Annotated in this window: 13 protein-coding genes; 11 read left to right on the top strand and 2 right to left on the bottom strand. The window is 61.1% G+C overall.

Going from position 1 to position 12,976, the window contains the following annotated elements; translation table 11 throughout:
* The first annotated feature begins 39 nt into the window (after positions 1-39).
* From EJV47_RS05655 to EJV47_RS05645, 3 genes are all read left to right on the top strand, one after another.
* Entirely contained in the window at positions 40-381 is a 342-nt protein-coding gene (locus EJV47_RS05655; RefSeq protein ID WP_126692153.1) for a hypothetical protein, read from the top strand.
* Positions 382-728: 347 nt separating this feature from the next.
* Positions 729-2,156, top strand: a complete 1,428-nt coding sequence (locus EJV47_RS05650; protein ID WP_207895832.1) for a PKD domain-containing protein — start codon at positions 729-731, stop codon at positions 2,154-2,156.
* Between the two features lie 57 nt (positions 2,157-2,213).
* Positions 2,214-2,939: a hypothetical protein gene (locus EJV47_RS05645; protein ID WP_126692152.1), complete on the top strand. Its 726-nt coding sequence runs from the start codon at positions 2,214-2,216 to the stop codon at positions 2,937-2,939.
* Between the two features lie 73 nt (positions 2,940-3,012).
* Here EJV47_RS05645 and porX read toward each other — a convergent pair whose 3' ends face one another.
* Complete coding sequence (gene porX, locus EJV47_RS05640; RefSeq protein ID WP_126692151.1) at positions 3,013-4,584, bottom strand: T9SS response regulator signal transducer PorX; 1,572 nt, start codon at positions 4,582-4,584, stop codon at positions 3,013-3,015.
* 440 nt (positions 4,585-5,024) lie between these two features.
* Between porX and EJV47_RS05635 the strand changes: the two genes are divergently transcribed.
* The 8 genes from EJV47_RS05635 (at position 5,025) to EJV47_RS05600 (ending at position 12,033) form a co-directional block, all read left to right on the top strand.
* Positions 5,025-5,393, top strand: a complete 369-nt coding sequence (locus EJV47_RS05635; protein ID WP_126692150.1) for a four helix bundle protein — start codon at positions 5,025-5,027, stop codon at positions 5,391-5,393.
* 54 nt (positions 5,394-5,447) lie between these two features.
* On the top strand, positions 5,448-6,683 hold the full coding sequence (locus tag EJV47_RS05630; protein ID WP_126692149.1) for an HD domain-containing protein: 1,236 nt from the start codon (positions 5,448-5,450) through the stop codon (positions 6,681-6,683).
* Positions 6,684-6,788: 105 nt separating this feature from the next.
* The gene (gene lpxD / locus EJV47_RS05625) at positions 6,789-7,838 is read left to right on the top strand and encodes a UDP-3-O-(3-hydroxymyristoyl)glucosamine N-acyltransferase (protein ID WP_126692148.1); all 1,050 of its coding nucleotides are present in this window, start codon (positions 6,789-6,791) and stop codon (positions 7,836-7,838) included.
* 120 nt (positions 7,839-7,958) lie between these two features.
* Positions 7,959-9,353: a bifunctional UDP-3-O-[3-hydroxymyristoyl] N-acetylglucosamine deacetylase/3-hydroxyacyl-ACP dehydratase gene (locus EJV47_RS05620; protein ID WP_126692147.1), complete on the top strand. Its 1,395-nt coding sequence runs from the start codon at positions 7,959-7,961 to the stop codon at positions 9,351-9,353.
* Positions 9,354-9,490: 137 nt separating this feature from the next.
* Entirely contained in the window at positions 9,491-10,288 is a 798-nt protein-coding gene (gene lpxA, locus EJV47_RS05615; RefSeq protein WP_126692146.1) for an acyl-ACP--UDP-N-acetylglucosamine O-acyltransferase, read from the top strand.
* A complete protein-coding gene (locus EJV47_RS05610; protein ID WP_126692145.1) occupies positions 10,278-10,904 on the top strand; it encodes an ABC transporter ATP-binding protein in 627 nt (208 codons plus the stop codon). Before lpxA ends, EJV47_RS05610 begins: the two co-directional genes overlap by 11 nt.
* A 46-nt stretch (positions 10,905-10,950) precedes the next feature.
* The gene (locus tag EJV47_RS05605; RefSeq protein WP_126692144.1) at positions 10,951-11,559 is read left to right on the top strand and encodes a Uma2 family endonuclease; all 609 of its coding nucleotides are present in this window, start codon (positions 10,951-10,953) and stop codon (positions 11,557-11,559) included.
* Positions 11,560-11,658: 99 nt separating this feature from the next.
* The gene (locus tag EJV47_RS05600; RefSeq protein WP_126692143.1) at positions 11,659-12,033 is read left to right on the top strand and encodes a hypothetical protein; all 375 of its coding nucleotides are present in this window, start codon (positions 11,659-11,661) and stop codon (positions 12,031-12,033) included.
* Between the two features lie 156 nt (positions 12,034-12,189).
* Here EJV47_RS05600 and EJV47_RS05595 read toward each other — a convergent pair whose 3' ends face one another.
* Positions 12,190-12,939, bottom strand: a complete 750-nt coding sequence (locus tag EJV47_RS05595; RefSeq protein WP_126692142.1) for a DUF4197 domain-containing protein — start codon at positions 12,937-12,939, stop codon at positions 12,190-12,192.
* Positions 12,940-12,976: the final 37 nt, after the last annotated feature.

The following is a 12,976-nucleotide window of genomic DNA, read 5'->3' as shown; positions in this document are numbered from 1 at the left end:
GGCCTTGAGACTTTTCGTAGCCCGAACAGCCCGACGCCCATGAAACTTCTCCTGCTATCGGCCCTGCTGCTGCCCGGCGCTGCCTGCCTGGCCCAGTTGCCCCCCGGCGCCCCTCCCGACGACAACGAAGTGGTGGAAGGCCAGGCGCGGGCCTACCGGGCGGTGCCGGCGGCCCTAACCTTTTACACGCCCCTGCGCTGGCGCGGCCCGCTGCGCGTGGTGAACGGCCAGCCCCTCCCCGACTCGGTGGACACGCCGCCGGCCGAGGATATCATCGGGCTGCGGGAGCTGGAGCCGGCCGAGGCGGTGAAGCGCTTCGGGCCGGCGGCCAAAAACGGCGCCCTGCTCATCGAGACGGAGCGGCGCCGGCGGCGGCAGTAGCAGCGCGGCTGCTGAGCCCCCCAACACGGCCCGGCTGCAACAAGTTATTTTTAAACCTCTTGGGAAAATACCATGTTTTTATACTACCTTACCCGACGTATCCTCACCTTCAATTTACTATTGCCTATTCAAGCATTCCGGCAGGTACATCCTGCGAGACGAGAGGCTACGCGCCTCATATGCTCCAAGCTTTTCTATTCATTTTCACTGTATTTTTCCGATGAAGACAAAATTTTTGTTGCTGGTTCTGGGAGGTATGTGGCTGGTAGGATGCGAGAAAGAGGAGAAACTGGGGGGGGGGGAATCAACAAGGTATAGTAGGCACTCAGAACGCCGAATTCAGCGGTGTGCACACCGAGCACGGAATGCTCGTGTTTGACAGCGAAGAAGACTTAACCAGAATTCGCCAACAACTCGTTGAAGAAGACAAAGGCCACGCATACCCCGACGTGGTTTCTACGGATTCTGTCATTACTGAGGATGGCGAGCTGGTGCATTTTGAAAGCAAGTTTCCAGCGTATCGCTCGCTACGCTCTGTTGTTGAGGAGCAACGCCATGAGTTGATGGCCGCCGGCACCTGGAATGCAGACAATGACCCGGATAATCATTTCATCGCCGATGATTTGCTGCGCACGTTTCTGAACGACAAAGGCGAGTACAAGATTGGCAACACTATCTATATTTTCCCCACCGAGAGCAAGTACATCGAAATTACCGACAACGACTGGGCTGCGCTTGACGATTATCACGCCGATAATCCCGGTTTTTTTGCGCGGGCCACGGTAAAATTACACACGCTGTTTCCGACGGTGGCCGAAGTAGGCGGCTGCTCCGATTTTACCGTCAGGAGGGTAAGCAGCCGTTACTACGAGTTCGACCCTATCAACCGCTACGCCGGTGCCACTTATGCTTGGGATTTTGGCGACGGCACCACTTCCAACCAAATGGCTCCCGGCCACACGTACGCCACCGAAGGCGCCTACACCGTGACGGTGACTGTGCGCGGGGTGCAGTGCACTGGTTCCACCCTGCGCGTGGTGCGTACGCCAAATGCTGCCTGCTCTACTTCGATTCCCAGCAGCGCAGTATCATTCACACATAGCGTCAACGAGCAAACTTTGACGTTCACGCTGCAACAGGTCAATGCTACCTACACGTACCAGTGGGACTACGGCGACCACAGCATCATCGAACCCGCCCGCCGCATCACGTCGCCTACCTTCATCCATACTTACCCGAATTCCGATGAGGACGAAGAGTATTTTGTGGTACTGACCGTACGCAACCCACAGGGCTGCATCCTGCAGTCGGCGCCGTACCGAGTGGTCGTACCTAAAATAAACTGTAAAAAACCGGGATTTACCATACACGAACGAGGCGACGAGAGAGACTTTGGAACCAATAATGACAAGAAGTTTAAAAGCGTCATTTGGGCCACTTGCTACCCTCTATACCGCTACGTAGGGGTAAAAACAAAATCCTTCAGAAAGCGCAACAACAGGTGGCAAGACTACAACGTGGCCAGTATCGGGGCTGAAATCTGTGGGTCGTTTATCAATTTTCAGGGACAACCGTCGGGCGCTTCCTGTACGGCTCTTGGTCCAACCAGCTTTGGCTGCCGCCGGGATAATGACACGAATGATGATAAAGTAAAGCATGACTACAACATTGGTCGGCCTTACGGCTTACTAATGCGTTCTTTGACCTCCAACCATTACGTTGTCGACAACGGCGTCCGCTACGACTACCAGATGACGTATCCCATAAATCCGTAAGTGGTCGGCGTCATGCATGTGAGAACCTTGTCTCTGACAATTTGGCTGGTCAGCCTATTGGCTCAACCGCTTCAGGCGCAGAAATTCCATTTCGCCATCACGGGCGGCCCCGGCGTGGTGTTCAACCACAAGCGCACCTCCGGCCCTATCACCGCGGGCACCTATCTCGACCCCTTGGCCCGCTCCAATGTCGGCGTCGTATTGGGGGTGCGGCTGCGCTACCCGCTGGGGCGGCAGTGGTTTGTGGACCTGGCCCCCGGGCTGGCGCAGTACCACACGGACCACACCCTTTACGAGCGGATGTGGAGCCCGGGCCATTCCGGACTACCCTCACTGGTGGCCAAAAGCACCTGGGAGAAAGTGACGCGGGAGCTGCTGCTGCCGGTGGGCCTGAACCGGGTGGTACGCTGCAACGACGCGCTGTGGGTGCAGGGCATCCTGCGCCCGTACGTGGGCGTGGATACGTACTGGGACGAAAAAGCCAGCGACGTCACCGTTTTCCTGGAACCCGGGGTGCGGCTCACCGCAGCCGACCCGTACCAGGAGTCGAACGGCGGCCGAATAGTGGCCGGGCTTCAGGGCGGCATCGGGCTGATGCTGCCGCGGCGCCTGCTGGAAATTACCCTGCTCTACACCCGGCCCCAAACCCCGGAGCGCTACTACCTGGAGTCCACGTACAGCTACCGCGACGCCGACGGCTCGGCTCATACTGCCTCCCACCAAACCCGGCTGCGGGTGCGCCCCGATATGCTGCAGGCGCAGTTGGCCGTGTACATGAAGTAGCGGCACCTTCGCCGACCCAACAAAAAAAGCCCGCCGGACTGGCGGGCTTTTTTTGTTGGGTCGGCGGAGCACCCTACGCCCCTTTCGGGCTGAGCGTGATGTAGGGAATGATGCACTCCTCCAGGGAAATCCCGCCGTGCTGGAAGGTGTCCTTGTAAAAGTTCACGTAGTAGTTGTAGTTGTTGGGGTAGGCGAAGAAATAGTCGCCCACGGTGAAGACGTAGGCCGTCGACACGTTTTCGCGGGGCAGAAACACGCGCTCCGGCTTGCGCACCACGTACACGTCCCGGCTCTCGTCGAAGCCCAGGTTCTTGCCGTGCTTGTAGCGCAGGTTGGTGTTGGTGTTCCGGTCGCCCACGATTTTGTAGGGCCGCTTGCAGCGAATGGTGCCGTGGTCGGTGGTGATGATGAGCTTGCCCTTCTTGTCGGCAATCTGCTGCAGCATCTCGTAGAGCGGGGAGTGCAGAAACCACGAGCGGGTAATCGAGCGGTACGCCGACTCATCGGCCGCCAGCTCCCGAATCATGGCCATGTCGGTGCGGGCGTGCGAGAGCATGTCCACGAAGTTGTAGACGATGACGTTGAGCTTGAAGTTGTTGTGCAGGTTGCTCATTTTGCCCAGCAAATCCTTGCCGGCCTGCAGGTTAGTCACCTTGTTGTAGCTGTACTTCTGCTTCTGGTTGTTCTTCTGGAAGTTGATTTCCATGAACTCGGCCTCGTGCAGGTTTTTGCCCTCGTCGTCGTCGTCCCACACCCACAGGTTGGGGTATTTCTTTTGAATCTCGCCGGGCATCATGCCCGAGAAGATGGCGTTGCGGGCGTAGGCCGTGGTGGTGGGCAGAATGGAGTAGTACATTTCCTCGGTGTCCACCGTGAACATATCGGCAATGATGGGCTCCAGCACCTTCCACTGGTCGTAGCGCAGGTTGTCGATGAGCACAAAGTATACCGGGGTGTCGCCGGTCTGCTTCATCAGCGGGAACACGCGCTCCTTGAACAGCTGGTGCGACATGAGCGGGGCGTCCTTGTCGTCGCCGTTGACCCAGTCCTCGTAGTTTTCGGTGATGAAGCGGCCGAAGTAGGTGTTGGCCTCGTCCTTCTGCATGTTGAAGACGTCGGCCATGCTCTTGCCCTCCGTCTCGTTGATTTCCAGCTCCCAGTAGGTCAGCTTCTTGTACACGTCGGCCCACTCGGCGGGCGAGAGGCGGTCGGAGAGCTGCATGCCCAGCTGGCGGAAGTCGCGCTGGTACGAGCTGTTGGTTTTTTCGGAGACGAGGCGCTTGTTGTCGAGCACCTTCTTCACCGACAGCAGAATCTGGTTGGGGTTGACGGGCTTGATGAGGTAATCGGCAATCTTGGAGCCGATGGCTTCCTCCATAATGTGCTCCTCCTCGCTCTTGGTAATCATAATCACCGGCAAGGTGGGCTTGGCGGCCTTGATTTCCGACAGCGCTTCGAGGCCGGTAATGCCGGGCATGTTCTCGTCGAGGAAGACCAGGTCGTAGTTTTTCTCCTGTACCTCGTCGATGGCGTCGGCGCCGGAGTTGACGCCCGTCACGTCGTAGCCCCGCTCTTTCAGGAACAGGATGTGCGGCTTCAGGAGGTCAATTTCGTCGTCGGCCCAGAGGATGTTGTAGCGTTGCATGTGGTTGGGGTCTTGGGGTCTTGGGAGCTTAGGGTCTTGGGCGCACCAACTGCCCGGCCAGCGTTACAGGTGCAGGTTCCTGGGAGCTTAGGGTCTTGGATGCATGCCGGCCCTGACGGCATCAGCACTACGGCCCTAAAGTCGGGCCCGGTGGGCTCAACGCTGCTTTACTCCCTTTATGGTGAATAGGGTTGTGGAAAATTTGGGCACCACCCATCGGCAGCGGCCAAAACTAAGCAATCTTGTTGGGGGCTTGGTTTATGGGGTCTTAGGGTCTTGGGGACTTAGGGTCTTGGTTGATGTTCAATCCGCCTGGGGCCCTGTAACGAACCCAAGCCTTCAGGAGCCCGAAACAATTTCAGGCGTCCCGGCCCTAGAACAACCCCAAGCCCCCAAAACCCAAGCCCCCAAGACCCCAAGCCCCTAAGACCCTAAAAACCATGTTCGATTTTCGGAAACTGCACGTCTGGCAGCAGGGCTTCGACGTCACGCTGGCCGTTTACCGCATCACACGGGGCTTTCCGAAAGAAGAACTGTTTGGCCTGACCAGCCAGATGCGCCGGGCAGCAGCTTCCGTACCCCACAACTTGGCCGAAGGCTGCGGGCGCGAGTCGCCGGCCGAACTACTTCGGTTTTTGGTCATTGCGATGGGGTCGGCCAGTGAGCTGGAGTCGCAGGCGCTCCTAGCGCAGGGCTTGGATTATCTTTCGGCCGCCGAATTTGAAACGTTATCGGCCGATATTGTGCGCCTACGTAAAATGCTTAGCGCCTACTACACCACAATCAAGGGTCGCACAGAAGGTCAGTGAAGGGGCCTCATAAACAACCAAGCCCCCAAGACCCTAAGCCCCCAAGACCCCTAAATGAACAAGCGAAAAATCCTGAACGACCCGGTCTACGGGTTCGTCAGCGTCCCGACCGAGCTAATCTTCGACCTCATCGAGCACCGCTACTTTCAGCGCCTGCGACGTATCAAGCAACTCGGCCTGACGGATTTTGTGTACCCCGGCGCCCTGCACACGCGCTTTCACCACGCGCTGGGCGCCATGCACCTGATGAGCTTGGCCCTGCGCACGCTCAAGGACAAGGGCGTGCGCATCACGGCCCAGGAAGGCGAGGCGGCCCAGATTGCCATTCTGCTGCACGACATCGGCCACGGCCCCCTCTCCCACGCCCTCGAGCACGCCCTGTTCGAGGACGTGCCGCACGAGCAGATTTCCCTGCACCTGATGGAGCTGCTGAACCAGGAGTTCCAGGGCCGCCTGCAGCTGGCCATCGACATCTTCCAGGGCTCCTACCCGCGCCCGTTCTTCCACCAGCTGGTCAGCAGCCAGCTGGACATGGACCGGCTCGACTACCTCAACCGCGACTCGTTCTACTCGGGCGTGAAGGAGGGCCAGCCCGGCGCCGACCGCCTCATCAAGATGCTCACCGTCAGCCCCGACGAGCGGCTGGTGCTGGAGGAAAAAGCGGTGTACAGCATCGAGAACTTCCTGGTGAGCCGCCGCGTGATGTACTGGCAGGTGTACATGCACAAGGCCGTGACCAGTGCCGAGCAGATGGTCATCCGCATCATGGAGCGCGCCCGGGATTTGGCCCGCGCGGGCGTGTCCGTGTCGGCTTCGCCCGAGCTGGGCTACTTCCTGATGAACCCGGTGCGCATGCTCGACTTTGAGGATGACCCGGCCATCATCCAGCGCTTCGTGCGCCTCGACGACACCGATGTGTGGTCGGCCATCAAGAGCTGGGCCGCGCACCCGGACTTTGTCCTGTCATTCATGGCCCGCTGCATCCTGGACCGCCACCTGTTCAAAATCACCCTCGACAACGCCCCCATCGACGAGGATTTCAAGCTGGGCATCACCGAGCTGATTGCCGACTACTTCAAGCTGCCGCTGGACGAAGCGGCCGCCCTGATGATTGTGGGCCGCATCAGCAACCACGCCTACGATACCTCGGGCGAAGACGCCATCAACGTGCTGACCAAGCGCGGCCACGTCATCGACGTGGCCCAGGCCTCGGACCTGCCCAACATCAGCTCCCTGAGCAAGCGCGTGGAGAAATACTACGTCTGCTACCCCAAGGAAATCATGCATTAGGGCCTTGGGAGCTTGGGGTCTTAGGGGCTTGGGATTGTTCGGTTACCCTTGTTATACCAAGCCCCTAAGACCCCAATTCCCCAAGACCCCATACTTTTGCCGCCTATGGAATTTACGGTAGGCCAGATTGCGGGCGTTTTGAACGGCACGGTGGAGGGCGAGGCCTCCCGGCGCGTCGACCGGCTCGCCAAAATCGAAGAAGCCCGCGAGGGCGCCGTGGCGTTCTTGTCGAACCCCAAGTACGAGCCGCACCTGTATACCACGGGCGCCTCGGCGGTTATCGTGAGCAAGACGCTGGAGCTGAAGCAGCCGGTGGCAGCCGCCCTGATCCGGGTGGACGACCCTTACCTGGGCTTCACGCAGCTGCTGGAGTTCTACCAGCAGTTTACCCGCGCCGGCAAGCGCGGCGTGGAGCAGCCCAGCTTCGTGGGCTCGAACTCCGAAATCGGCGACGAGGGCTACCGCGGGGCCTTCAGCTACGTGGGCGAAAACTGCCAGATCGGGCGCGGCGTGCTCATCTTCCCCCACGCCACCATCGGCGACCGGTGCCGCATCGGCGACGGGACGATTATCTACGCCGGGGCCAAAATCTACGCCGATACCGTTATCGGGGCCCGCTGCGTGGTGCACGCCGGCGCGGTCATCGGCTCCGACGGCTTCGGCTTCGCGCCGCAGCCCGACGGCTCCTACCGGCCCATTCCGCAGATCGGCAACGTGGTGCTGGAAGACAACGTGAGCATCGGCGCCAACGCCACCATCGACTGCGCCACCATGGGCTCGACCATCATCCGGGAGGGCGCCAAAATCGACAACCTGGTGCAGATTGCCCACAACGTGGAAATCGGCCGGCACACGGTGGTGGCTTCGCAGTCGGGCATTTCGGGCTCCACCAAAATCGGCAATTACTGCGTGCTGGCCGGGCAGGTCGGCATCGTCGGGCACATCACCCTGGCCGACCGCACCACCGTCACGGCCCAGTCGGGCGTGGGCAAATCCATCAAGGAAGAAGGCCAATTCGTGCAGGGCGCCCCGGCCTTCAACCTGCGCGACTCGCTGCGGGCCAACGCCGTGTTCCGCCATTTGCCCGAGCTGGAACGCCGCCTGCTCAAGCTCGAACGGGCCCAGGAGAAGTCAGACGCGCCGGAAAAGTCATAGCTTTGCGGGCCGATTGTTGGCAGTTATCAGTTGGGAGTTGTCGGTTGGCGGGGCTTACGGGCCCTTGATGCCACGAACCGGCCACCGACAACCGACCGCGGCCGACTCCCTACTGACACCATGTTCGACAAACAGCATACGATTAAGGCCCCGGTCACCGTGAGCGGCGTGGGCTTGCACACGGGCGTACAGGCCACCATGACCTTCTGCCCCGCCCCGGTCAACCACGGCTTCAAGTTCCAGCGCATCGACCTGGACGGGCAGCCCACCGTCGATGCCGACGTGGACAACGTGGTGGACCTCTCCCGCGGCACCACCATCGAGCAGAACGGGGCGCGCGTCAACACCGTAGAGCACACGCTGGCCGCCCTGGTGGGCCTGCAAATCGACAACGTGCTGATTCAGCTCGACGGGCCCGAGCCGCCCATCATGGACGGCTCCTCGCTGCCCTTCATCGAGGCGCTGCAGACGGTGGGCCTGGAGGAGCAGAACGCGCTGCGCAACTACTTCGAAATTCCGAACGAAATCCGCTTCGTCGACCACTCGCGCGGCGTGGAGCTGGCCGCTTTGCCGCTCAACGACTACCGCGTGACGGTGATGGTGGACTACAATTCGCCGGTGCTCGGCTCGCAGCACGCCTCCCTCACGAACATCACCCAGTTTCAGGACGACATTGCCGCCTCGCGCACTTTCTGCTTTCTGCACGAGCTGGAGGCGCTTTACAAGTCGAACCTCATCAAGGGCGGGGATTTGTCGAACGCCATTGTGGTGGTGGACCGCGTGGTGAGTGAGGAGGAGCTGGGCGAGCTGGCCACCATGCTGGGCAAGCCCAAAGTGGCCGTCAAGAAGGAAGGCATCCTCAACAACGTGGACCTGCGCCACAAAAACGAGCCGGCCCGTCACAAGCTGCTCGACGTGGTGGGCGACCTGGCCCTGGTGGGCCGCCCGCTCAAAGGCCAGATTCTGGCGGCCCGCCCCGGCCACGCGGCCAACGTGGCCTTCGCCAAGAAGATCAAGAAGAAGATGCTGGAGGTGGACTCCTCCCCGGTGCCGCAGTACGACCCCTCGCGGCCGCCGGTGCTGGACATCAACCAGATTGCCGCCGTCCTGCCCCACCGCTACCCTTTCCTGCTCATCGACAAGATTATTCACCTCGACGCCACTACGGTGACGGGCGTGAAGAACGTGACGATGAACGAGCCGTTTTTCCCCGGCCACTTCCCCGGCAACCCGGTGATGCCCGGCGTGCTGCAGATTGAGGCCATGGCCCAAACCGGCGGCATCCTCGTGCTGAACACCGTGCCCGACCCGGAAAATTACTGGACCTACTTCCTCGGCATCGAAAACTGCCGCTTCCGCCGCATGGTGAAGCCCGGCGACACCATCATCTTCAAGTGCCAGCTGATTTCCCCCATCAAGCGCGGCATTGCCAAGATGCGCGGCCAGGCCTTCGTCAACGGCAAAGTGGTAATGGAAGCCGAAATGTCGGCCAGCATCGTACGGAAAGACGCCTAAGTTTTTGAATTAATAATTAATAATTAAGAATGAATAATTGACGGTTTCTCCTTGACTGTCAATTAGCCGCAAAGGTGCCTTGCTGCGCCAGCCGCCGCAATTCTTAATTATTAATTCTTAATTATTAATTCAACCCAATGACCCAGCCCCTCGCCTACATTCACCCCGACGCCCGCATTGCCCAAAATGTGGTGGTGGAACCCTTCACGACCATTGCGCACGATGTTGAAATCGGGGAAGGCACCTGGATTGGCCCCAACGTCACGATTATGGCGGGGGCGCGCATCGGTAAGAACGTCAAGATTTTTCCCGGCGCGGTGATTAGCGCCATTCCGCAGGATCTGAAGTTCGCGGGCGAGAAAACCACCGCCCACATCGGCGACAACACCATCATCCGCGAGTGCGTGACGGTGAACCGCGGCACCGTGGACCGCATGAAGACCGTGGTGGGCGCGGGTTGCCTGCTGCAGGCCTACGTGCACATCGCCCACGACTGCGTGGTGGGCGACAACTGCATCCTGTCGAATGCCGTGCAGCTGGCCGGCCACGTGGTCGTCGGCGACTGGGCCATTCTGGGCGGTATGTCGGCCGTGCACCAGTTCGTCAACATCGGGCAGCACGCCTTTATCGGCGGGGGCTCGTTGGTGCGCAAGGACGTGCCGCCGTTCATCAAAGTGGGCCGCGAGCCGCTGAGCTACGCCGGCGTCAACTCGGTGGGGCTGCGCCGCCGGGGCTTCTCGGAGGCCGCCATCCTGCAGGTGCAGCAGTGCTACCGCCTGCTGTTCATGAGCGGGCTGAACACCAGCGACGCCCTCGACAAGGTGGAGCTGGAGCTGCTGCCCTCCCCCGAGCGCGACGAGGTGGTAAACTTCGTGCGCAACTCCTCGCGCGGCATCATCAAGGGCTATTCGCGCAACGGCGGCGGTGCAGATTGAGGCGCGCGGGCTGGGCAAACGCTTCGGCCGCGACTGGATTTTCCGCGACCTGACGCGCACGTTCCGCCCCGGCACGGCTACGGCCTTGCTGGGCCCGAACGGTTCGGGCAAAAGCACCCTGCTGCAGACGCTGGCCGCCTACACTCTGCCCTCGGCCGGGGAGCTGACCTACACGCTGAATAGTCAGACTATCCGCCCCGACGACGTGGCGCGCTACCTCACGCTCTGCGCCCCGGCCCTGGAGCTGATTGAGGAGCTGACGCTGACCGAGCTGGTGCACTTTCACACCCGTTTCCGCCCCCTGCGGGCCGGGCTGTCGGGCCCGCAGTTCATCGAGCTGCTGCAGCTGCCCCACGCCCGGCACAAACTGATCCGGGACTTTTCCTCGGGTATGAAGCAGCGCGTCAAGCTCGGGCTGGCCCTGTACGCCGAGGCCCCGCTGCTGCTGCTGGACGAGCCTACCACCAACCTCGACCGGGCCGGCGTGGCCTGGTACCACGAGCACGTGGCGGCCACCGTGGCGGGACGCTTGGTGCTGGTGTCGAGCAACGTGGAGGAGGAATACCGCTTCTGCCAGGAGCAGCTGACGGTAACGGATTTTGCTCCGCGCCGCTGAGCCAGGAATGTACCGGCTTGCGTAGATTTGGGAAAGACCCGTGTCGATGGAAGCTATTGAAAAGCCGCGCTACGTCAGCGTGGAGGAATATCTGGCCGCCGAAGAAGCTGCGCCCTACAAGAACGAGTACTACGCCGGCGAAGTGGTAGCCATGGCCGGCGCGAGTGATGCGCATAACGTCATCGTTGCCAACATCATCCGCCTGCTTGGCAACGCTCTCTATGACCGGGACTGTACCGTGCGCGCCAGTGACCAGCGCGTACACCTGGCCGACTCGGAGCTGTACGTATACCCGGATGCCACCGTGGTCTGCGGTCCACCGGAGTTTCAGGAGAAGCCCCGGCCCGGCGTGCTGCTGAACCCAGCGGTAGTGGTGGAAGTGCTGTCGGCCAGCACCGAGGGCCACGACCGCAGCGACAAGCTGCTGTTCTACCTGCGCATTCCGGCCCTGCGGCACTACGTGCTGGTTGACTCGCAGCGGCCGCGCATCGAGGTGTATTCCCGCCCCGATGCTACTACGGCGCAGTGGGTCTACCAGTCGTTGGAAGGGCAGGCGGCTACGGCTTTGCTGGACACCTTGGGCGTGGCGCTGCCGCTGAGCGAGGTGTACCGCCGGGTGGAATTTCAGCCGCCACTCCCGCCCCCGCTGGTGTAACCCCGCCGCCGCTGCCTGCGTTTGCGGGCTTAAATCGGCCTTGATTCGGTTCCAGCCCCTACTTTTGCCACCGCTTAACTTCTTTACTTACCCCCTCACATGAGAAGCTACGACGACTTCGACGACGACGACCTGCTCGATGACGACGACGAGCTGGATACCTCCCCGGCCGGCGCCAAGTCGGCCCGCGGTGGCGGACGCAAGGGCGCTTCCTCGGAAGACTCCCTCGGCGCCAAATACGCCGACTACCTGATGTGGCGCGACACGGGCTCCTCGCACGACGAGGCCCTGGACCTGGCCAACCTGACCGAAGACGAGTTTTCGGCCGCCGAAGCCCAGGAAGACCCCGAAGGCTCCAACCGCTACGGCAGCCTGGACGATGACGACGACGATTTGGGCCTGGACGACGAGGACAGCTACGAGGCCCAGCGCCGCAGCCGCCGCGGTGGCCGCGATGATGACGACGACTACTAGGCCGACCCGCCGCACAAACGAAATGGGGCCACGACTCTGGAAGTCGTGGCCCCATTTCGTTTGTGCGGCGGGTGTGTTCTGCCGGGGTGCTGCCGCCCGGGCGGCACGACGTATACGTAGTGGTGCCACGACTTTAGAGTGGTGGCACCACGCGGCTTAGCTTTTCTTGCTGCCGAACACTTTCTTCAGCAGTTCGGTGGTGCGGGCCACGGGGTTTTCGCGGATGTTGGCTTCCTCCTGGGCAATGAGCGTGAACAGCCCGTCGACGGCTTTGCCGGTGGCATATTCGTTCAGGTTCGGATTTACCGGCCTGACCAGCGGAATCTTGTTGTAGCGCGTCACCAGGCCGGTGTAGTACTTGGTGGCCTGCGTCTGGTCGAGGGCCTGCTGCATGATGGGCGAAAAGGCCGATACCAGCTGCGTGGTGGTGGTGCGCTTGAGGTACTGGGTGGCCGCGTCCTTCTGCCCGGTCAGGATGTTCCACACGTCGGAAAACGTGAGGCTCTTGATGGCGGAAATGAAGATGGGTTTGGCCTTGATGGCCGCCTGCTCGGCCCCGCGGTTCAGGGCCAGCTCAAACTTATCGACTTCCGAGCCCAGGCCAATGTTGCGCAGGGTGGTGGCCACGCGCTGGGCATCGGGCGGAAACGGGATGCGGATGAGGCTGTTGAGGTAGAAACCGTCCTGCTTGGAGGCCTGGTCGGCGCCCTTGCTGATGCCCTGAGTCAGGGCTTCTTTCAGGCCCAGGGCCGCTTCCTGCTGGGTTACGCTGCCACCGGTGGAAGTTTTAGTGGTGGTGGGCAGCTTGATGTTGCCAATCTTGGGCAGGGTAAACTGGGCCTGGGCCGCGGTGGTGGCCAGGGCCAGCGTGGCGGTGAGCAGGGCAGCGGAGCGGAAGTTCTTCATAGCGTTAGTAAAACCAGAAACGGGGTTTCGGTTCGCC

The organism is Hymenobacter gummosus, from assembly GCF_003970915.1.
Lineage (GTDB): Bacteria > Bacteroidota > Bacteroidia > Cytophagales > Hymenobacteraceae > Solirubrum > Solirubrum gummosum.
The sequence above is the reverse complement of the archived record's forward strand: the minus strand, read 5'-3'. Positions and strand labels throughout refer to the sequence as shown.

Bases quoted from the DNA above. Each gene is read 5' to 3' on its own strand.
- EJV47_RS05655 (WP_126692153.1), top strand. From the start codon at position 40: ATGAAACTTCTCCTGCTATCGGCCCTGCTGCTGCCCGGCGCTGCCTGC.
- porX (WP_126692151.1), bottom strand. From the start codon at position 4,584: ATGCAACGCTACAACATCCTCTGGGCCGACGACGAAATTGACCTCCTG.
- EJV47_RS05635 (WP_126692150.1), top strand. From the start codon at position 5,025: ATGTTCGATTTTCGGAAACTGCACGTCTGGCAGCAGGGCTTCGACGTC.
- EJV47_RS05630 (WP_126692149.1), top strand. From the start codon at position 5,448: ATGAACAAGCGAAAAATCCTGAACGACCCGGTCTACGGGTTCGTCAGC.
- lpxD (WP_126692148.1), top strand. From the start codon at position 6,789: ATGGAATTTACGGTAGGCCAGATTGCGGGCGTTTTGAACGGCACGGTG.
- EJV47_RS05620 (WP_126692147.1), top strand. From the start codon at position 7,959: ATGTTCGACAAACAGCATACGATTAAGGCCCCGGTCACCGTGAGCGGC.
- lpxA (WP_126692146.1), top strand. From the start codon at position 9,491: ATGACCCAGCCCCTCGCCTACATTCACCCCGACGCCCGCATTGCCCAA.
- EJV47_RS05605 (WP_126692144.1), top strand. From the start codon at position 10,951: ATGGAAGCTATTGAAAAGCCGCGCTACGTCAGCGTGGAGGAATATCTG.
- EJV47_RS05600 (WP_126692143.1), top strand. From the start codon at position 11,659: ATGAGAAGCTACGACGACTTCGACGACGACGACCTGCTCGATGACGAC.
- EJV47_RS05595 (WP_126692142.1), bottom strand. From the start codon at position 12,939: ATGAAGAACTTCCGCTCCGCTGCCCTGCTCACCGCCACGCTGGCCCTG.